Origin of the sequence: Bradyrhizobium sp. CER78, assembly GCF_029846235.1 — a bacterium.
Lineage (GTDB): Bacteria > Pseudomonadota > Alphaproteobacteria > Rhizobiales > Xanthobacteraceae > Bradyrhizobium.
Genome location: NZ_JARVWP010000019.1, coordinates 139,352 through 159,254 on the forward strand (window position 1 = coordinate 139,352; position 19,903 = coordinate 159,254).

A 19,903-nucleotide genomic window follows, 5' to 3' on the forward strand; every position below is an offset into this window, starting at 1 on the left:
GATTGAGCGCTAAAGAATGTCAGCCCACCAGCGTTGTTGATGATCGTCGCATTGCCGGCGCTGCTGGCATCACCAAAAAAGAGCCTGCCGTTGCCGAAGTTCGTGATGCTGGCATTGGCGGCGGTACTGGAAAATTCAAAATTCACAATTTCGTTGTTCGTGATGCTTGCGTTAGCAGCCGTGCTGCTGGCGGCGAAAATCACGTCACCGCCGCGAGGGTTGGCAATGATGGCGTTGGCCGCCGTGCTGTGGTCGTCAAAGGTCAGAGAGAAGCCGTTGCTGATATGGGCGTTGCCAGCCGAGCTGGTGTTGGAAAAATGTATCTCGGCAATAGTAGAATTGAGACTGTTGATAGTGGCGTTGCCGGCCGAGCTGCTGTCCGCAAAGAGAACGGTGCCGGCGTTGTTGATCGTGGCATTGGCCGCGGCGCTGGTGTTGTTGAAAAAGGCCCCGCCACCAGTCGTGTTGATGATGGCGTTACCGGCCGAACTGGCGTTACTAAAACCAACTCCATTATCGAAAACCGGAGCAAAGCCTGACTTGTTGACGATTCCCCGGCCGGTAAACGTCAGGCCCACACTGAACCTGTAGGCCGGCGCATCGCTGTTCAACACAATCGTCCCGACCGAGACTATTCCCGGATGCGTGATCGCGGTTTGGCTGGAGGCGCCGAAAGTCGCCGTCCCCGTCGGCGGGAAATTGGAGCTCCAGTTGGCGGAATCGGTCCAGTCGTTCGAGACGGGATGGGCGCTCCACGTCGCGTCCTGCGCCTCGCCCAGCCGCGGCATCAGGATTGCGCCGAGCAGCAACGGCCAGAGCATGACGCGGGCCATCGAACCCGCGCGCACGCCGATCCGGCATGGAACAATCGCGCCGGCCGGCGTCCTGTCCTGTTCTGAGACCTGCACCCCAAACTCCCTCGTCGACTCCTAGGGATACGAGGTGTAGGGATGGCAGATTGAGCCTGCTTGGGTTGAAGCGACACGGACTTGGACGGAGACGACAGCCCCGACTTTTTCAACCCCAGTGTGGCGGATTGGACAGGATCGCAGCGGGTCATTCGCAGGACGTCACATCCAAAGTCACTCTAGTGTCCCGATGGCTGTAAGAGTATTCGCTGCAAAGTGATACGGCGTCGGGAGCGGGACACTAGTGCCACAATGCGGCAACACAGATCAGAATAGATACGCCACGAGCCCATGATGTCAGAGCCTCCAGAGCCCACGACGCTCCGATTTTCGACCGCCGAATGGCCGGCGCAGAACCGGCTCGCGATATGGCGCGAGGCGATCGGACGCCGTGTCTTTCAATTCGACACGATGCCGTTGCATGACGGGCCGTTCCACGCCGAGGCGACGGCGCAGGCCCTACCCGAGCTGTGCTTTGCATCCTGGACCCTCGGCAATCTACGCACTGCCGTGACGCACGAACTGCTCGACGGCACCGACCACCTCGTGCTCCGCATCTCACTGAGCGGCGCGCCCGTCTTATCGCACCGGGGCCGCGAGGTCATCGGCGCTGCCGGCGACGCCATCCTGATGTCGACCGCGGAGCCGTGGGTGAGCATATGTCCGTCATTCGCGCGCTTCCTCAGTCTGCGGCTGCGGCGCAACGCGCTCACGCAGCTCGTGTCGTATCCGGAAGATGCGCTGATGCGCCCAGTGCCGCGCGATACAGAAGCCGTTAAACTGCTTACCTTCTATCTCCAAAGACTGATCCGCATCGGTCCGATGTCGACACCCGAACTACGGAAAGTCGTCGTCACCCACATCTACGACCTCGCGGCGTTGGTGATCGGCGCTACCCGCGACGGGGCGGCTGTGGCGAAGGACCGGGGCTTACGCGCCGCGCGGCTCGCCGCCGCCAAAGCCGACATCCATGCGCATTGCTCCGATCCCGACCTCACGCTGGTCACCGTCGCGGCGCGTCGGAATCTCTCGCCGCGCAATCTTCAGCGCCTGTTCGCCGACGAGGGAACGAGCTTCACCGAATTCGTCCTCGACGCCCGCCTGACGCAGAGCCATCGGCTGCTGACCGACCCGCGCCGGGGCGATAGCAACATCAGCAGCATCGCGTTCGAAGCCGGCTTCGGCGATCTGTCCTATTTCAACCGCGCGTTCCGCCGCCGCTACGGCGCGACGCCCTCCGACGTCCGCGCCACGATGCGGCGTTGAGCGCGTTAGGCCGCGACAGTACGGATCGAATCGTTATCGCGCCTTGGCTCTTCGTTTTCGTTGTTGCAGTGGATGGCGTTCCGATTCCGAAGTTCGTAAGCACATGCGGCTCACTCTTATGCGAACTTCGGAATCAAGGCGCACTAACTACGCAGCGAGCGCCTCCAGCACCGCGGCAGAATCGGTGACCCAGCCAAAAATTCCGCCCTGGGCCTTGATCATCTTCAGGCCCATCTCGTGGAATTCGGGGAAGTAGGACGCGCAGCCGTCTGATATCACGACGCAGCGGTAGCCACGGTCGTTGGCCTCGCGCACCGTGGTGTTGACGCAGACCTCGGTGGTGACGCCGCAGACCAGCAGATTCTCGATGCCGTATTTTTGCAGGATGTCACCGAATTCGGTGGCGTAGAACGCGCCCTTGCCGGGCTTGTCGATCACGATCTCGCTCTCGAGCGGATAGAGCTCGGGGATGATGTCATGCCCGGCCTCGCCGCGGATCAGGATCCGCCCCATCGGTCCGGGATCGCCGATCCGTAAGCTCGGCGCGCCGCGCTCGACTTTCGCCGGCGGCGCGTCGGAGAGATCGGGCAGATGGCCCTCGCGTGTATGGACCACGAGCAGGCCTGCGTCGCGCACCGCCGCGAGTACCGTGGCGATCGGCTGCACCGCGCGGGCAAGCTGGCTGACGTCATTGCCGAGCGTCTCGCCGAAGCCCCCCGGCTCCATGAAATCGCGCTGCATATCGATGATGACGAGCGCGGTCTTGCTCCAGTCGAGCGTGATCGGCGCCGGCTCCGCCGCGATTGTCCCGCTTGAATTCGCCATGACGCCCGCCCCCGAATGCGAGAAGACCTGCGCTTGATTAAGCAAACCGCGTGCCATCGCGCAATGATGCAGCCGTCGCCCTCAACGGCCCGAAACGCCCGGCATCTCAATCGCTTGGACACACGCTCGGCCGTTCATCCTGCCCGGTTCTCATCCGCTTGATTTGTCCATCATCCAATCCTGTTGGCATGATCGTTGCTAGCTGAGAGAGAGAGAGAGAGAGACCGAAGCCCGAGCGAGCGTCGACGAGCGTTCGCGAAATGACAACACTTCAAACAAGCGGGAGGACAGGCATGAATGGACTTGGCGGCCTCAACAAGTCACCCAATGGCGTCGTGATCGGACTGGTGCAGCTGCAGCTGCCCGTGGTTGCGACCAAGGCCGATCTGGCACGACAGACCGAGCGCATCGTCTGGATGGTCGGGAAGGCGCGACGCAATCTCGCCACCATGGACCTGGTCGTGTTCCCCGAATACTCGCTGCACGGCCTCTCGATGGATACCAATCCGGAGATCATGTGCCGGCTCGACGGTCCCGAAGTCGCGGCCTTCAAGCAGGCCTGCATCGACAACAATATCTGGGGCTGCTTCTCCATCATGGAGTTCAACCCGCACGGCAATCCCTACAATTCGGGGCTGATCATCGACGATCACGGCGAGATCAAGCTCTACTACCGCAAATTCCATCCCTGGATTCCGGTCGAGCCGTGGGAGCCGGGCGATATCGGCATTCCAGTGATCGACGGGCCGAAAGGCGCCAGGATCGCACTGATCATCTGCCACGACGGCATGTTCCCGGAAATGGCGCGCGAATGCGCCTACAAGGGCGCCGAGATCATGATCCGCACCGCGGGCTACACCGCGCCGATCCGCGACAGCTGGCGCTTCACCAACCAGGCCAATGCGTTCCAGAACCTGATGGTGACGGCCAATGTCTGCATGTGCGGCTCGGATGGGTCGTTCGACTCGATGGGCGAAGGCATGATCGTCAATTTCGACGGCAGCATCATCGCGCACGGGACCACCGGACGGGCCGACGAGATCATCACCGCCGAGGTGCGGCCCGACCTCGTGCGCGAGGCCCGGATCAACTGGGGCGTCGAGAACAACATCTATCAGCTCTGGCACCGCGGCTATGTCGCGGTGAAAGGTGGCGCGATGGATTGCCCCTACACCTTCATGCAGGACATGGTGTCCGGCCGCTTCCGCCTGCCATGGGAAGATCAGGTCAAGATCACCGACGGCACGTCCTGCGGCTTTGCGGCGCCGACACGGATGTTCGGCAAGACCGCGAAGGCCGCCGAGTAGCCGCCCCCGCGGCTACTTGAAGAAATGCACCAGACCGATGCTCAGGCCCAAGAGCAGCATCAGCGACAGCGTAACCGCGGCCGTCACCCGGCCGCCGACGGTCGAGAGCACGCGGACATCGACGCCGAGACCGAGCGCCGCCATCGAGACGACGGTGAGGATCGCCGCCGTCTTGGTCACCGGCGCGATCGCGATGTCGGGCACCAGCTGGAACGAGCGCAGCGCGGCCAGCACCAGGAAGCCGATGATGAACCAGGGCACCAGCTTGTACGGGCTGATCGAGGCGGCCTTTACAGAACTTTCCTTGGCCGTACCTTGCGTGGCCGTACCGGCCTCGGCGCTTGCCTTGCGCCGCCGTGCCACGAACAGCGAGAGGGCGACCACGATCGGGCCCAGCATCAGGACGCGCACCAGCTTCACCAGCGTGCCGATCTGGGTCGAGACGATGCCGGCCGGCACGGTCGCCGCCAGCACCTGCGGCACGGCGTAGACCGTGAGCCCCGCGAGGATGCCGTATTGCGTCGCGGTCAGCTTCAAGAGCGGGATCAGCAGCGGCAGGCCGAGCACCATCAGCACGCCGAGAATGGCGGTGAACGAGATCGACGAGGCGATGTCGTCGCCATCGGCCTCGATCACGGGCGCCACCGCCGCGATCGCGGAATTGCCGCAGATCGAATTGCCGCAGGCGATCAGGATCGCGAGTTTGGTCTTGAGCCCGAGCAGGCGGGCGAGGCCATAGCTCACCGCCAGCATGATCACGACGGTCGCCGCGATGGCGCCGATCAGGAGCCAGCCCGACGCCAGGATCGCGGCGAAGCTGATGGAGGCGCCGAGCAGCATCACCGCGACCTCGAGCAACTGCTTGGCGCTGAAGGCAATGCCCGAGCGCCAGCGCTCCGCAGGTTCCCAGGCGGTGCGCACCGCCATCCCGAGCAGGATCGCGACGACAAGGGCCTCGATATAGGGGTGGTCGAAAACCCGCTCCTCGGCGGCCTGGATGCCGAGCGAGATGACCGTGACCACGCCGCAGAGCAGAATGCCCGGAATGAGCAGGATGATGCCCTTCAGCACCCCCTGCTGCCGCCCCTGATCTTGTTCTTGTTCCGGCACGAAATCCTCTTTTCGGAGAAGATTTTATGCGCCATTGCGGGTCTCTTGGCTAATATCTTTTCGGACTGCCCCGATAGAGAGAAGTTATGTCCCTTAACCTGCATCTGCTCCGCCTATTCGCGGCCGTGGCGAGGACCGGAAGTTTCTCCCGCGCCGCCGACCTCCTGCACATCAGCCAGCCGGCGATCTCCAAGGGCGTGCGGGATTTCGAGCTGCAGGTCGGCTGCCGGCTGCTCGACCGCACCCCGAAGGGGGTGCGGCCGACCCGGGAAGGCGCGGCGCTGGCCCGCCATGCCGAGACGCTGTTCGCGGCCGAGCGCGCCGCAGAGGACGAACTGCAGGCGCTGCGCAACCTCGACAGCGGGTCGCTGCGGATCGGCGCCAGCACGACCATCGCGACCTACATGATCCCGGAATATCTCGGCGTGTTCCACCGCGCCTTTCCCGGCATCGACCTGCATGTCGTGAGCGCCAACACCTCTGATATCGCGGCGCTGATGCTGGGACATGAGATCGAGATCGCGCTGGTCGAGGGCCCGGTCGAGGACGAGAACCTGACCAGCGAAGCCTGGCGTACCGACGTGATGGTGCTGATCGCGGCCCCGGATCACCGCTTCGCGGCCACTGCCGCCCCGATCGACGTCCGCCTGCTTAACGACGAGATCCTGATCGTGCGCGAGCCGGGCTCAGGCACGCGCGAGGTGGTCGCGCAGGCGCTCGTCGCCCACCGCGTCGAGCCGCAGCGAACGCTCGAGATCGGCAGCACCGAGGCGATCAAGCAGGCCGTGGCATCAGGCGTCGGCGTCGCCATCGTGTCGATCGCGACGATCGACGATCAGGTGAAGCTGGGCAAATTCAAGGTGATCCCGATCAAGGGCGTCCATATCGAGCGCACGCTGTGGCAGCTGAAATCGCCCGGCCGGCTCGACGTGCCGGCGGCGGTCGCGTTCGAGGGGATCATTCGGGAGACGCGGGCCGCGAAGACGGCGCCGCGCACGCCGTCAGCTAAAGCGCGGCGAACAGACCCTGCGCCCACGCAACGGCATGCTCGAAGCTGAACACGCCGGGCTCGAAATAGACGGCGCGCGCCAGCACGATGCCGACCACCAGCACCCAGAACACGCTGGTGCCCGCGGTCTTCAGCCATTTCGACACGCCTTCGCTCGCGGCCGAAGAATCGACTGCGGGGACCGGCTCACCGAAGGGATCGAATGCGGGTTGGCTCATCGTCGTGACCATCAGGGAATACCGTGACAATGTCGCGACGACGGGGGTGGATGCAAGGGTCGTGGAATGCCTTTTGCACCCGCACCTTGGAAGGACGTTTTCCGGCCCCCTGGCCGGGGAGTATTTCCTTCTCGGCTACCTGATCCGGCGTCAGCTGTCCGTCCCGCGCTGCGGGGCGATGAGCGGCAGCGTGATCCGCACGCGCGTTCCCATGCCTGGGGCACTGTCGAGATGCAGTTCTCCGCCCAGCCGGTTCGTGACGATGTTGTGAACGATGTGCAGGCCGAGCCCGATCCGGCCAATGTCGCGGCGCGTGGTGAAGAAGGGATCGAAGGCCTGCCGCAGCACGTCGCCGCTCATCCCGCAGCCATCGTCGGCGAACAGGATCTCCACCTGGTCCACGCCCGACGCGCGCAGCCGGATCGTGATGGAGCCGCCCTTGCCGTCCGGAAACGCGTGCACGAGGGAATTGACGAACAGGTTTGTCAGCGCCTGGCCATACGGGCCGGGATAGCTGTTCATCACGAGACCCGACGGACAATCGACCTCGAGCGCCAGATTGTTCTTCGGCAACGCCGGACGCAGCTTCGAAAGCACCTGCTCGGTCACCTCGCCGAGATCGAACTGGCTGCGGTCGAAATAGCTGCGATCGACCGCCACCTGCTTGAATGACTGCACCAGGTCCGCTGCGCGCTTGAGGTTGCCGACCAATAGCGACGACGCGCTTTCGACGACCTCGATGAAATCGCTCAGGCTGGAGCGCTTCAGCTTGCCGCGCGCCGCCTCGGCAGCGAAGTCGGCGCATTTCTGCTCCAGCACCGAGGCGACCGTAAGACTGGTGCCGACCGGGCTGTTGATCTCGTGCGCGACGCCGGCCACCAGCCGTCCCAGCGCCGCAAGCTTTTCCGCCTCGATCAGCGACGCCTGGGTCTCCTGCAGATGCTGCAAGGCCTTCTCGGCCGCATCGCGCGCGGCGCGGATCTCGCGTTCGCTGCGCTTGCGATCTGTGATCTCCTCGGCCGCAACGTTGACGCCGACGATGCTCCCGTTCGGTTCGCGCTGCGGGTGCCAATGCGTGATCCAGCAGCGCTCGTCATTGTGACCGGGACGCTGGCCGTAGACCTCCACGCCGGTGACGGGCTCGCCGGTCTCCATGATCGAGCGAACGATGCCTTCGACCGCGGTGGCCAGCGCGGGCACGCAATCATGCACGGTGCGTCCGAGATGGCCTTCGACCGAGATGCCGCAGATCTCGGTGAGCCGCTGGTTGATCTGAAGATAACGGCAATCGGGAGAGAGGTAGGCAAGACCGATCGGTGCAGTGTCATAGATCAGCTGCAGCGCCGGTTGTTTTGGGAACTGAACGTCGTGGACGACGGACGACCGCATGTCCTTCCCCCCGTTGACGCCAAGTCTAGCCGTTCACGGCCGGCGCGCAAATAGGCCGACTGTGCCAGGCAACGGCGATCAAATCTGTCCAGATTCGGCACGGACAGACGACCGCCCAGCCGCGGCACCTTCACATATTCACTGCACCGTGCGTTGGAAATTCTCGATGAACCGCAGCAGCACCCGCGCCCCGGTGTCGGCGTCTGCGAGCTCGACATGCTCGGCCGGATTATGGCTGATGCCGCCGCGACAGCGCACGAAGATCATGCCGATATCGGCGACATCGACCATCGCCATGCCGTCATGCCCTGCCCCGCTCGGCAGCTCGAACACGGCATGGCCCTCGGCGGCGACGGCCGCAGCGATCTGCGTTTTCAGCCAGGGTGCGCAGGGCACGCTGCGGTTCTCGTGGGTGACGTCGATCTGCAAGGCGAGCTCGCGGCGTTTTGCGATCGTCTCGATCTGCCGCACGATGTCGGCAACGGCGCGCTTGCGATGCATGTCGCTCTGCGAGCGGATGTCCATGGTGAAGGACACCTTGCCCGGGATCACATTGGTGGCGCCGGGCATGGCGCTGACATAGCCGACGGTGCCGACGAGGCCTTGTTCGTCGGACTTGCAGAATTGCTCGATCGCAACGATGCATTCGGCAGCGCCAACAAGCGCATCGCGCCGCAGCGGCATCGGCACGGTGCCGGCATGGCCGGCAAAGCCGGTGAGATTGGCGGCGAGCCGCGTCGCGCCTGAAATCGCCGTGACGACGCCGACCGGCAGCGCCTTCTCTTCCAGCACCGGCCCCTGCTCGATGTGCAGCTCGACATAGCCGAGCAATTCGCGGCGGGCACGCGCCGCCTTGCCGATATGATCGGGATCGAGCCCGAAGGCGATCAGCGCATCGCGCATCGTGGTACCAGTGCGATCGCGCGTGTTGAGCACACTCTCGTCGAACGTGCCGGCCACCGCGCGGCTGCCGAGCAAGGTCGAGGCGAAGCGCACGCCCTCCTCGTCGGCGAAGCCCACGATCTCGATTGCGAACGGAAGCCGCTTGCCGCGCCGGTTCAGATCGGCGACACAGGCGATCGCGGTAATGACGCCGAGCGGGCCGTCCCATCGGCCGGCGTCACGCACGGTGTCGTAATGCGAGCCGAGCATCAGCGCCGGCAGGCCCGGTCGCTCGCCTTCGTAGCGGCCGCAGACATTGCCGATCGCATCGAGATGCGCGCTCATGCCGGCCTCGCGCATCCAGGACAGGATAAGATCGGCCGCCTTGCGATGCTCCTCGGTGAGGAAGATGCGCGCCAAATGCTCCGGCGTCTCCGAGATCGCCGCGAGCTGATCGATCCGCGCCACGATCGCGTCGCCAAGGGAAGACGGATTTGAGGACGGTTTTGTCTCGCTCATGCTGTTTCCCATCGGTCCAACCCGGCGCCCGAGCCCGCTTCACTCGTAGCAGGCCCGGTCCGATTCACCAGCCGGCAAATGGCGCCTTGCGCGACGTCCCGGCCGGGCGCGCATCGGCCGCCCGGCGGTTAGCGGTTGCTTAACGGCATTGCATACAACGAAGATCAATCGCTCACAAATTAGGCAATAATGGCGCGTGCCGATTCCAAAGGCGAACCACATCGACCATCGTTCGCATTCATAATCAGCTACTTACGGAACCATGACCGCCAAACGTGCTCTGGCACGAAGCTTGCGACACTCCGTCAAGCGCCGCCGTTACGGCGGCTGCGACAAGGACAGGCGGGCCGGCCCGCCGGAGGGAGCAGGCGATGGATTTTGGCAGGATTTCGAGAAGGCATTTATTGCAGGGAAGCGCGGCATTGGCGCTCGGCAGCACGCTCGGCATTCGCGGCGCGGCTGCGGCGGAAACCACGGTCGGCTTCATCTATGTCGGGTCCCGCGACGACTACGGCTACAACCAGGCCCACGCGCAAGGCGCCGCGGCGCTGAAGAAGCTGCCCGGCATCAAGGTGGTCGAGGAAGAGAAGGTGCCGGAGACCGATGCGGTCGAGAAGACCATCGAGTCCATGATCAACCTCGACGGCGCCACGCTGCTGTTTCCGACCTCGTTCGGCTACTACAACCCGCACGTCGTCAAGATGGCGGGCAAGTTTCCCAAGATGCACTTCGAGCATTGCGGCGGGCTCTGGTCGGACAAGGACCCGAAGAACGCCGGCAGCTATTTCGGCTACATCGACGAGGCGCAATACATCTCCGGCATCGTCGCCGGCTATTCGACCAAGAGCGGCAAGCTCGGCTTCGTCGCGGCCAAGCCGATCCCGCAGGTGCTGCGCAACATCAACGCGTTCACGCTCGGCGCCCGGCTCGCCAATCCGAAGGCGACCACGCAGGTGATCTTCACCGGCGACTGGTCGATGCCGGTCAAGGAAGCCGAGGCGACCAACAGCCTGATCGACCAGGGCGTCGACGTGCTGACCTGTCATGTCGACGGACCGAAGACCATGGTCGAGAACGCCGCGCGCCGCGGCGCGATGGTGTGCGGCTATCACGTCAACCAGTCGCCGCTGGCGCCGAAGGCCTATCTCACCGGCGCCGAATGGAATTGGGAGGCGCTCTATCCGAAATTCGTCAAGATGATCGTCGCGGGTGAAGCGATCCCGAACTTCTATCGCGGCGGCCTCAAGGAAGAGATCGTCAAGGTCTCGCCCTATGGCGAGATGGTCTCAGCGGAAGCGCGCAAGCATGCCGACGACGTCAAAGCCAAGTTCATGTCCGGCGAATATACCATCTTCAAGGGCCCGCTCGTCGACAACAAGGGCAAGACGGTGATCGCTTCCGGCACCGATCGCGGCCAGCAGGATCCCGAACTCGAGAAGATGGACTATCTCGTCGAGGGCGTGATCGGAGCCACCGCGTGACGACCGAGGCGGCGGAATCGGTGGAGGCGGCCGGCGTTGCTCCGGCCGCCGATCCCGGCTTCCTCCAGCGCTACGGCGCGAGCATCGAATACATCCTGATCCCGGGCGCGGCGCTGGTCGGCGCGCTCGCGGTGTTCGGCGGCTTCATCGCGCTCTACGGCAAGAACCCGCTCGATCTCTATTTCTACATGTATTACGGCGCGTTCGGCACCTGGTTCTCGTGGCAGAACACGCTGACCCGCGCCGCGCCCCTGATCCTGACCGCGCTGTGCACTGCGCTGCCGGCGCAGCTCGGCATGGTGATCATCGGCGGCGAAGGCGCGCTCCTGATCGGCGCGCTGTCGGCGACATCGGCGGCGCTGGCGTTGCAGGGCGCGGCGCCGATCGTGGTGCAGATCGCGATGGTGATCGCGGGCATGATCGGCGGCGGCCTCTGGATCACGCTGTCCGGCGGCCTGCGACAGTATCGCGGGGTCAACGAGACGATCTCGAGCCTGCTGCTGGTCTATATCGCGCTTGCGATCCTGAACCATCTGGTCGAGGGACCGATGCGCGATCCGGCCAGCCTTAACAAGCCGTCGACGCGCGAGATCGGCGCCGCCAACATGATCGGCAGCATTCCCGGCACCGACGTGCATTGGGGCCTGGTGTTCGGCCTCGTCGCGGCGGTGGCCGCCTACATCCTGATCTATCACACCACCTTCGGCTTCGCCGCGCGCGTCGCCGGCGGCAACATCCGCGCCGCCAAGATCGTGGGACTCTCCGTCGGCAAGCTGATCCTGACCGTCTGCTTCCTCGCCGGCAGCAGCGCCGGGCTTGCCGGCATGATCGAGGTGGCGGCCGTGCAGGGCCGCACCAATGCCAACCTCGCGGCGGGCTACGGCTTCACCGGCATCCTCGTTGCGTTCCTCGCGCGGCAGAATCCGCTGGCGATCATTCCGGTCGCGATCCTGCTCGGCGGCATCTCGGCCTCCGGCGGCCTATTGCAGCGGCGGCTCGGCCTGCCCGATGCCTCGGTGCTGGTGCTGCAAGGCATCATCTTCGTATTCGTGCTGGCAAGCGACGCGCTCTATGGGCGCATCGGCTTCCTGAAGGGAAGGTCCTGACATGGCGGATGCATCGCTCGGGCTCTGGACCGTCCCGCTCGCCGTGTTCGGCGGCGCCATCCGCGTCTCGACGCCATTCCTGTTCGTCAGCCTCGGCGAATGCATCACCGAGCGGTCAGGCCGCATCAATCTCGGCCTCGAGGGCACGCTGGTGATGGGCGCGATGAGTGCCTACGGCATCTCCTATCTCTCCGACTCGCCATGGCTTGGCGTGCTCGCGGCCGGGATCACCGGCGCGCTGTTCGGCGCGCTGCATGCCGGGATCTGCTCGCTGCCCCGCGTCAACGACATCGCGGTCGGCATCGCGCTGATGCTGCTCGGCACCGGCCTCGCGTTCTTCCTCGGCAAGCCGCTGATCGAGCCGACCGCCGCGCGGCTGCCAGCGATCGATTTCGGCTGGTGGAACGACATCCCGCAGCTCCGCGCGGCGCTGCGCATCAACGTGCTGTTCCTGATCGGCGTCGCGATCGCGCCGCTGCTCTATTGGGCCTTCAGGACCACGCGCTGGGGCCTGTTGATCCGCACCGCCGGCGAAAGCGCCGATGCGGCGCGCGCGATGGGCCATTCGGTGCTGCTGATCCGGCTCCGCGCCACCATGGTCGGCGGCTTCCTCGCCGGCATCGGCGGCTCGTTCCTGTCGCTGTTCTATCCCGGCAGCTGGAACGAAGGGCTCTCCTCCGGCCAGGGCATCACCGCCGTGGCGCTTGTCATCTTCGCGCGCTGGGACCCGATGCTGTGCCTGTGGGCCTCGCTCGCCTTCGGCGGCGCTGCCGCGCTCGGGCCCGCGCTGCAATCGGTCGGCATCACCTCCGGCTATCACCTCTTCAACGCCGCGCCCTACATCCTGACCCTGGCGATCATGATCATCACCTGCTCGCCGAAGCGCACGCTGACCGGCGCGCCCGCCGAATTGTCCATCACCCGATAGACCGCGAGATCATTCATGCCCGAGCGCTTCATCAAGTCCGAGCCCTACGCCTGGCCCTACAATGGCGACCTGCGGCCAGAGAATACCGCGCTCATCATCATCGACATGCAGACCGATTTCTGCGGCGTCGGCGGCTATGTCGACAAGATGGGCTACGACCTCTCGCTGACCCGCGCGCCGATCGAGCCGATCAAAAAGCTGCTCGCGGTGATGCGCGCGCAGGGTTTTCACATCATCCACACCCGCGAAGGCCACCGCGCCGATTTGGCCGACCTGCCCGCCAACAAGCGCTGGCGCTCGCGCCAGATCGGCGCCGGCATCGGCGACCCCGGCCCCTGCGGCCGCATCCTGGTGCGCGGCGAACCGGGCTGGGAGATCATTCCCGACCTCGCGCCGCTGCCGGGCGAACCTATCATCGACAAGCCCGGCAAGGGCTCGTTCTGCGCCACCGATCTCGAGCTGATGCTGCGGCTGCGCGGTATCGAGAACATCGTGCTGACCGGCATCACCACCGATGTCTGCGTCCACACCACGATGCGCGAGGCCAACGACCGCGGCTTCGAATGCGTGCTGGTGGAGGATTGCTGCGGCGCCACCGACAAGAGCAATCACGACCACGCGCTGAAGATGATCAAGATGCAGGGCGGCGTGTTCGGCGCGGTGACCAAATCCGCCGACCTGATCGGGGCGCTGTCGTGATCATCGGCGAACCGCCCGCACCGTCAGGCGCGTTCGGCGTCGACGCCATCGCCATGACGATGCGGTTCGGCGATTTCACAGCGCTCGACAATGTCGAACTCAAGGTGCGGCCCGGCTCGTTCCACGCCTTGCTGGGCGAGAACGGCGCCGGCAAGAGCACGCTCGTGAAATGCATCATGGGCTATTACCACGCCACCGAAGGCGACATCCTGGTCGGCGGCCGCCAGCAGACCATCGCCAATCCGAAAGACGCGCATGCGCTCGGGCTCGGCATGGTCTACCAGCACTTTACCCTCGTGCCGGCGATGACGGTCGCGGAGAACCTGGTGCTGGCGCGCGACGACGTGCCTTCGGTGGTCGACTGGCGCAAGGAGAAGAAGGAGCTCGAAGCCTTCCTTTCGCGAATGCCGTTCAAGGTGCCGCTCGATGCAAAGGTCTCCGCCATCTCCGCCGGCGAACGGCAGAAATGCGAGATCCTCAAGCAGCTCTATCTGAAGCGCCGCTTCCTGATCCTGGACGAGCCGACCTCGGTGCTGACGCCAGGCGAAGCCGACGAGGTGCTCGGCATGCTGCGCGCGATGGTGGTCGCGGGCGAGCTCACCATCCTGATGATCACGCACAAATTCCGCGAGGTGATGGCGTTTGCCGACGAGGTGACGATCCTGCGCCGCGGCAAGCTCGCCGGCACCGGCCGCGTCGCCGACCTCACGCCCGACGAGATGGCGCGCACCATGATCGGTGCCGAGCAGCTCACAGTACAGCCGCCGCGCACCGGCGAGACCGGCGCACCCCGGCTCGAGCTCGACAAGCTCACCGCGCTTGACGACGCCGGCGCGATCGCCGTGCACGGTGTGTCGCTGACCGTCAAAAGCGGCGAGATCGTCGGAATCGCCGGCGTGTCCGGCAATGGCCAGCGCCAGCTGGTCGAGGTGCTGGCCGGCCAGCGCGAGGCCGAGAGCGGCGTGATCCGCGTCCAGGGCGAGGCTTATGCTGCGAGCCGCGAGGAGATGCGCCGCCACAGGATGTCGCTGCTACCGGAGGAGCCGCTGAAGAACGCCTGCGTCGGCGGCATGAGCGTCGCCGACAACATCGCCTTCCGCGAATTCGACCGCGCCCCGTTCGCGCGAGGCGGCTGGTGGCTGAACGGCAAAGCCTTCCGGAGCGACGCCGAGCGCAAGATCAACCGCTACAAGATCAAGACCCGCACGCCGGAGATGCCGATCGCGGCGCTATCGGGCGGCAATGTGCAGCGCGCAGTGCTGGCGCGCGAGCTCTCGGGCGATGTCGAGGTGCTGATCGCGGCCAATCCTTGCTTCGGGCTCGACTTCGCGGCAGTGGCGCAGATCCACGCCGAGATCATGGCGGCGCGCAACCGCGGCGCGGCGGTGCTGCTGGTCAGCGAAGACCTCGACGAACTATTGGAGCTGTCGGATCGGCTGGTCGTGATGTTCCACGGCGCGTTCGTGCATGAGGCCCGCGCCAGCGAGGCCGACCTGACCGAGATCGGCCGGCACATGGCAGGACACTAGGACGCGCAAAGGCGACCGCCGAAAAGGCAGCCGCACTGCTTTGATGGCCCCGATCAGCCTCTCCTGGCCGGACGGCGCTTCTTGCCGAGCATCTTCACGTCGGCCGCGGCCGTGGTCGCGCGCGCGAATTCGCCGCTCGGAAGCCGCGATAGCAAGCGTCGCGCGTTGTCCTCGCAATCGACACCGTCGGGCTTGGTCTCGATGTCCTTGATGAGCGCGACGAGTCCCGCCTTGCTCTGCGCGAGCCGCGCCTGCAGCGCCTCGATCTCCTTCACCTTGCCGTGAAGGCTTTCGAGGAGTGCGTCGTGCTCCCACTTGACCAGGTCGGGCGGCACCAGCGCCCGGATCTCGTCGAGGCTGAATCCGGCCTGCTGCGCGGTGGCGATCAGGGCGAGCATCACCACCGCCTCGGGCGGATAGCTTCGATACCCGTTCGCCTGCCGATCGACGGTCTTCAGCAGGCCAACCCGTTCGTAGAACCGGATGCGCGAGTGACTGAGGCCGCTGCGCGTCGCCAACTCCCCGATGTTCATCTTTGAAATCTCCCTCAGGAAAGGCTTGACCTTAAACTTAACTTAAAGGTTTGGGTTTGTCCAAACCTTTCCAGGGAGATCCCTCATGTCGTTGTTTTCACCGCTCACGCTGCCCGGCGGCGCCAAGATTGCCAACCGCATCGCCAAGGCCGCGATGGAAGAAAATATGGCCGATAACGACCACGCCCCCTCCGAAGGGCTGCTGCGGCTCTACCAGGCGTGGGCCGAGGGCGAAGCCGGGTTGATCATCACGGGGAACGTGATGGTCGATGCTCGCGCCATGACGGGCCCCGGCGGGGTCGTGCTGGAGAATGACCGGCACCTCGATCGCTTCGCGGCTTGGGCAAGGGCCGGACGCTCGCGAGGCGCGCAGTTCTGGATGCAGATCAACCATCCGGGACGGCAGACACCGGCCGCTCTTGGCCAGACGACCCTGGCGCCGTCCCCGATCGCCCTCGACCTCGGCGCACAATCGAAGCGCTTCCCGGTGCCGCGCGAGATGACGGCCGCCGACATCGCCGACGTCGAGCGCCGCTTCATCACCACCGCGACGCTTGCCGAGCGCGCCGGCTTCACCGGCGTGGAGATCCATGCCGCACACGGCTATCTGCTCAGCCAGTTCCTCTCGCCGCTCTCGAACCGGCGACAGGATCGCTGGGGCGGCAGCCTGGATAACCGCGCGCGACTGCTGCTCGACATCGTGCGCGGCATCCGCGCCGTGGTAGCCCCCGGCTTCGCGGTCGCGGTCAAGCTCAATTCGGCGGACTTCCAGCGTGGCGGCTTCTCGCCGGACGAAGCCAAGGCCGTTGTCGCCATGCTGGCGCCCCTCGGCGTCGACCTTGTCGAGCTCTCCGGCGGAAGCTACGAAGCGCCGGCGATGATGGGCTCCTCGCGCGACGAACGCACGCTCGCGCGCGAGGCCTACTTCCTGGAATTTGCCCGCGACATCGCCGCCGTCGCGACGATGCCGCTGATGGTCACCGGCGGCATCCGCCGGCGCGAGGTCGCCGAACAGGTCGTCGACAGCGGGGTCGCGATGGCCGGCATCGCAACCGCGCTCGCCATCGAGCCGGATCTGCCCCGCAACTGGCGTCTCGGCCGGGTCGACGTGCCGTCGCTCAAGCCGATCGCATGGAAGAACAAGCCGCTTGCCGCCACGGCGCACATGGCGGCGGTCAAATACCAGTTGACCCGTCTCAGCCACCGGCGCCGGCCGGTTCCCGGCGTTTCGCCGATTTGGGCGCTTGTCGTCTCGCAAATCGACGCCAAGCGGCGGGCCAAGCAGTACCGTCACTGGATGCAGGCGAAGGCCGCGGCCTGATGAGTACGCGGCCTCAAGCAAGTCACTGATTGCGCGCCGGTGCAGCCGCGCGCTGCCGTGGCGGTGCGCCGCGCAGGAACGCCCTGCCGAAATCATCGACGGCAGGCGCGAGGATCGCCCGATCGCGCGGCAGCGCGTCCGGCATCTCGTCGCGGATGAACGCCAGCAGCTTCTCGCGTATCTCGCAGCGCAGGTCCCAGGACTGCGGCGCATTGCGGGCGCTGACCAGCGCGCGCAGCTCGATGGTGCGCGGATGGGTGTCGATCACCTGCAGATTGACGACCGCGCCGTCCCAAAGTCTTGAATCCTTAGCCACCTGCTCCAGCTTTTTCCGGATCGCCGGCACGTCGGCGCTATAGTCGACATGCAGCGCGATCGCGCCGATCAGCGACTGCGCGTCGCGCGTCCAGTTCTGGAACGGGCGCTCGATGAAATAGGACAGCGGCACCACCATGCGCCGCCAGTCCCACAGTCGGATCACGACATAGGTCGAGGCGATGTCTTCGACCCAGCCCCATTCGTTCTCGATGATGACGGCGTCCTCGATCCGGATCGGTTGGGTGACGGCAATCTGCACGCCGGCGATCAGATTGCTCAACAGGGGTCGCGCTGCGAGACCGACGATCAAGCCGGCGGCGCCTGCGGACGCGAACAGGCTGACGCCATACTGCCTGACCGAATCGAAGGTCATCAGCGCGGTGGAGACCGCGATGATGACGATCAGCGTGTCGGTGACCCGCTTGAAGACGCGAACCTGGGTGACGTGCTTGCGCGCCAGAAAATTCTCGGCAACGTCGAGACGAAATTTATCGAGATACCTGGCCGATGCCATGTCGACGGCACGGATCGAGATCCAGCCGACCAGCGCGATCACGGCGACGCCGAAGAGATGGCTGAGCGTCCGCCGCAGCAGATCGTCGAGCGGTGCCAGCGGCAACACCAGTGCAACGGCGGCAAGACAAAGCGCCAGCCGCGACGGCCCCGATGTCCGCTCAAGCAGTTGGGGGGCGACCGAGTTCTGCGATCTGACCATGCGATGGACGAGGCGCTGCGCAATCGAATGAACAATAAGCGCGACCGCAATCGCGCCCGTGATCAGGCCGAGGCCAACGACCCAGTCCGGAACCCAGCGAAATGTGTGTTCCAATTCGGCCAGGAAATCCCGCATGAAACCCGCCTGCTCCCGCATTGCAGGCCGCTAACGCACGGAATCCGGGATCGCTTCTGCCGTTCGTGCAATGCAGCAATTCATCCGATGCAGCTCGCTCGGATGCATCGGGATATCTGCGTCAAATCGGCGGACGCGGAACCGTTGCTAGCCGATCTCGAACGCGTCGGCGGCGAGATGCTTCAGATTGGCGTGCCAGTGCTCGGCGATCTGAAGCCGCGTCGGCACCCAGACGTGCTCGTGCTTCCCGATGTAATCGAGAAAGCGCATCAGCGCGGCGGCGCGGCCGGGACGGCCGACGACGCGGCAATGCAGGCCGACCGACATCATCTTCGGGGACGTCGCGCCCTCGGCATAGAGCACGTCAAAGCTGTCCTTCAGATAGGTGTAGAACTCGTCGCCGCCGCCAAAGCCCTGCGCGTTGATGAAACGCATGTCGTTGGCATCGAGCGTGTAGGGGATCACGAGATGCGGCTCGGTGCCCGGTGACTTGATCCAGTACGGCAGATCGTCGGCGTAGGAATCGCAGAGATAGCGCAGGCCGCCGGCCTCCATCAAAAGCCGCAGCGTGTTGATCGAGGAGCGGCCGGTGTACCAGCCGAGCGGCCGCGCGCCGGTGGCCTCGGTATGCACCGCGATGGCGCGGGCGATCTCCGCGCGCTCCTCGTCCTCCGACATGTCCTTGTGCTCGACCCAGCGCAGGCTGTGGCTTGCGATGTCCCAGCCGGCCTCCTGCATCGCCGCGACGACGTCGGGATTGCGCTTCAGCGCCATCGCGACGCCGAACACGGTCGTCGGCAGCTTCCGCTCGGTGAACATCCGCCACAGCCGCCAGAAGCCGGCGCGCGAGCCGTATTCGAACATCGTCTCGATATTGGCGTGGCGCTGACCGGCCCAGGGCTGCGCGCCGAGCACGTCGGACAGAAACGCTTCCGAGGCGCGATCGCCGTGCAGGATGTTGTTCTCGCCGCCCTCCTCGAAATTGACCACGAACTGAACCGCGACGCGTGCAGCGTCGGGCCATTTCGGATCCGGCGGATTGCGGCCGTAGCCGCGGAGATCGCGCGGATAGCGGGCCTCGGTCACATCAGATTTCCTCGAAGCGGATGTTCTGCGCGCCCTTCCACAGCACGGTCTTGCCGAAGGCCGTGAGGTTTTCCAGCCCCGAGGTCAGCGTGATGAAATGATTGCCGGCGAGCTGGCCCATCTTGCTGGCGAAGTGCACGCCGCCATAGGCGAGCAGGATCTCGGTCTCGCTGATGCCGCCGGGATAGAGGATGATCTGGCCCGGCGCCGGATAGCTGGTGTGGTTCTCGTAGGAGACGCCGAAATCGAGATCGCCGAGCGGCATCCAGACGCCCTCGCCGCTCCAGCGCACATGGATCGCCTGGCTCTCGAACGGCATCGCCTTGCGGAACGCAGCCACCGTCTTCGGCGCGAGCTGTTCCTCGAAACGGGCGTCAAAGGTGAAATCGCCGGCGCGGACAATCAGTTTGCTCATCGGGCTCTCGTGGGTAGCTGGAAGAAGTGATGCCCCAACCATTGCCGCCGGCCCGCGCCGGACGCAAGGCCGATTCCGGCAGGGAAAGGCGGTTTTTCGCCGCTTGACGGTCCCGCAACGCAGATTTGAGCAAAGTTGCGTTGCGCCTCGCCTGCCCGTTTGCGAGCCTCCAAGGATACAACAAGGATACGTCAATCAGGGTGA

General features: G+C 65.1%; 18 protein-coding genes and 1 pseudogene. 10 read left to right on the plus strand and 9 right to left on the minus strand.

Going from position 1 to position 19,903, the window contains the following annotated elements:
• Nucleotides 1–39 precede the first annotated feature (39 nt).
• Entirely contained in the window at nucleotides 40–591 is a 552-nt protein-coding gene (locus QDT69_RS30960) for a hypothetical protein (RefSeq protein WP_279710259.1), read from the plus strand.
• Between the two features lie 611 nt (nucleotides 592–1,202).
• Complete coding sequence (locus tag QDT69_RS30965) at nucleotides 1,203–2,174, plus strand: helix-turn-helix domain-containing protein (RefSeq protein ID WP_279710260.1); 972 nt, start codon at nucleotides 1,203–1,205, stop codon at nucleotides 2,172–2,174.
• A 147-nt stretch (nucleotides 2,175–2,321) separates the two neighbouring features.
• Here QDT69_RS30965 and QDT69_RS30970 read toward each other — a convergent pair whose 3' ends face one another.
• A complete protein-coding gene (locus tag QDT69_RS30970) occupies nucleotides 2,322–2,999 on the minus strand; it encodes a cysteine hydrolase (protein WP_279710261.1) in 678 nt (225 codons plus the stop codon).
• 293 nt (nucleotides 3,000–3,292) lie between these two features.
• Between QDT69_RS30970 and QDT69_RS30975 the strand changes: the two genes are divergently transcribed.
• A complete protein-coding gene (locus QDT69_RS30975) occupies nucleotides 3,293–4,306 on the plus strand; it encodes a formamidase (protein ID WP_279710262.1) in 1,014 nt (337 codons plus the stop codon).
• Nucleotides 4,307–4,318: 12 nt separating this feature from the next.
• On the opposite strand, the gene QDT69_RS30980 is transcribed toward QDT69_RS30975, so the two are convergent.
• On the minus strand, nucleotides 4,319–5,416 hold the full coding sequence (locus tag QDT69_RS30980; RefSeq protein WP_279710263.1) for a putative sulfate exporter family transporter: 1,098 nt from the start codon (nucleotides 5,414–5,416) through the stop codon (nucleotides 4,319–4,321).
• 86 nt (nucleotides 5,417–5,502) lie between these two features.
• Between QDT69_RS30980 and QDT69_RS30985 the strand changes: the two genes are divergently transcribed.
• The gene (locus tag QDT69_RS30985) at nucleotides 5,503–6,474 is read left to right on the plus strand and encodes a LysR family transcriptional regulator (RefSeq protein WP_279710264.1); all 972 of its coding nucleotides are present in this window, start codon (nucleotides 5,503–5,505) and stop codon (nucleotides 6,472–6,474) included.
• Here the strand turns inward: QDT69_RS30985 and QDT69_RS30990 are convergent.
• The 3 genes from QDT69_RS30990 to QDT69_RS31000 all read right to left on the minus strand — a co-directional run bounded on the left by QDT69_RS30990 (nucleotide 6,422) and on the right by QDT69_RS31000 (nucleotide 9,433).
• Nucleotides 6,422–6,643 carry a hypothetical protein gene (locus QDT69_RS30990; protein WP_279710265.1) on the minus strand — a complete coding sequence of 74 codons (222 nt, stop codon included), beginning with the start codon at nucleotides 6,641–6,643 and terminating at the stop codon, nucleotides 6,422–6,424. The two genes, QDT69_RS30985 and QDT69_RS30990, sit on opposite strands and share 53 nt — an antisense overlap.
• Nucleotides 6,644–6,793: 150 nt before the next feature.
• The gene (locus QDT69_RS30995) at nucleotides 6,794–8,032 is read right to left on the minus strand and encodes a PAS domain-containing sensor histidine kinase (protein ID WP_279710266.1); all 1,239 of its coding nucleotides are present in this window, start codon (nucleotides 8,030–8,032) and stop codon (nucleotides 6,794–6,796) included.
• 138 nt (nucleotides 8,033–8,170) lie between these two features.
• Nucleotides 8,171–9,433 carry an allantoate amidohydrolase gene (locus QDT69_RS31000; RefSeq protein WP_279710267.1) on the minus strand — a complete coding sequence of 421 codons (1,263 nt, stop codon included), beginning with the start codon at nucleotides 9,431–9,433 and terminating at the stop codon, nucleotides 8,171–8,173.
• A gap of 371 nt (nucleotides 9,434–9,804) precedes the next feature.
• On the opposite strand from QDT69_RS31000, the gene QDT69_RS31005 reads away from it, so the two are divergent.
• The 5 genes from QDT69_RS31005 to QDT69_RS31025 are packed head-to-tail and all read left to right on the plus strand — an operon-like array spanning nucleotide 9,805 to nucleotide 15,176.
• The gene (locus QDT69_RS31005; RefSeq protein WP_279710268.1) at nucleotides 9,805–10,914 is read left to right on the plus strand and encodes a BMP family ABC transporter substrate-binding protein; all 1,110 of its coding nucleotides are present in this window, start codon (nucleotides 9,805–9,807) and stop codon (nucleotides 10,912–10,914) included.
• On the plus strand, nucleotides 10,911–12,020 hold the full coding sequence (locus QDT69_RS31010) for an ABC transporter permease (protein WP_279710269.1): 1,110 nt from the start codon (nucleotides 10,911–10,913) through the stop codon (nucleotides 12,018–12,020). Before QDT69_RS31005 ends, QDT69_RS31010 begins: the two co-directional genes overlap by 4 nt.
• Before the next feature lies 1 nt (nucleotide 12,021).
• Entirely contained in the window at nucleotides 12,022–12,948 is a 927-nt protein-coding gene (locus QDT69_RS31015) for an ABC transporter permease (protein ID WP_279710270.1), read from the plus strand.
• 15 nt (nucleotides 12,949–12,963) lie between these two features.
• Nucleotides 12,964–13,647, plus strand: a complete 684-nt coding sequence (locus tag QDT69_RS31020; protein ID WP_279710271.1) for a cysteine hydrolase — start codon at nucleotides 12,964–12,966, stop codon at nucleotides 13,645–13,647.
• Nucleotides 13,644–15,176 (plus strand): ABC transporter ATP-binding protein, encoded by a 1,533-nt coding sequence (locus QDT69_RS31025; protein WP_279710272.1) that lies wholly within the window; start codon nucleotides 13,644–13,646, stop codon nucleotides 15,174–15,176. The genes QDT69_RS31020 and QDT69_RS31025 overlap by 4 nt, the downstream gene beginning before the upstream one ends.
• 53 nt (nucleotides 15,177–15,229) lie before the next feature.
• Here QDT69_RS31025 and QDT69_RS31030 read toward each other — a convergent pair whose 3' ends face one another.
• Complete coding sequence (locus QDT69_RS31030; RefSeq protein ID WP_347952150.1) at nucleotides 15,230–15,709, minus strand: MerR family transcriptional regulator; 480 nt, start codon at nucleotides 15,707–15,709, stop codon at nucleotides 15,230–15,232.
• 85 nt (nucleotides 15,710–15,794) lie between these two features.
• On the opposite strand from QDT69_RS31030, the pseudogene QDT69_RS31035 reads away from it, so the two are divergent.
• Nucleotides 15,795–17,049, plus strand: a pseudogene (locus QDT69_RS31035) (NADH:flavin oxidoreductase/NADH oxidase family protein); the annotation flags it as partial.
• 3 nt (nucleotides 17,050–17,052) lie between these two features.
• Here the strand turns inward: QDT69_RS31035 and QDT69_RS31040 are convergent.
• The 3 genes from QDT69_RS31040 to QDT69_RS31050 all read right to left on the minus strand — a co-directional run bounded on the left by QDT69_RS31040 (nucleotide 17,053) and on the right by QDT69_RS31050 (nucleotide 19,699).
• The gene (locus QDT69_RS31040; RefSeq protein WP_279710273.1) at nucleotides 17,053–18,198 is read right to left on the minus strand and encodes a mechanosensitive ion channel family protein; all 1,146 of its coding nucleotides are present in this window, start codon (nucleotides 18,196–18,198) and stop codon (nucleotides 17,053–17,055) included.
• A 147-nt stretch (nucleotides 18,199–18,345) separates the two neighbouring features.
• Nucleotides 18,346–19,284, minus strand: a complete 939-nt coding sequence (gene puuE / locus QDT69_RS31045; RefSeq protein ID WP_279710274.1) for an allantoinase PuuE — start codon at nucleotides 19,282–19,284, stop codon at nucleotides 18,346–18,348.
• 1 nt (nucleotide 19,285) lies between these two features.
• Nucleotides 19,286–19,699 carry a DUF3830 family protein gene (locus QDT69_RS31050; protein ID WP_021077459.1) on the minus strand — a complete coding sequence of 138 codons (414 nt, stop codon included), beginning with the start codon at nucleotides 19,697–19,699 and terminating at the stop codon, nucleotides 19,286–19,288.
• Nucleotides 19,700–19,903 lie beyond the last annotated feature (204 nt).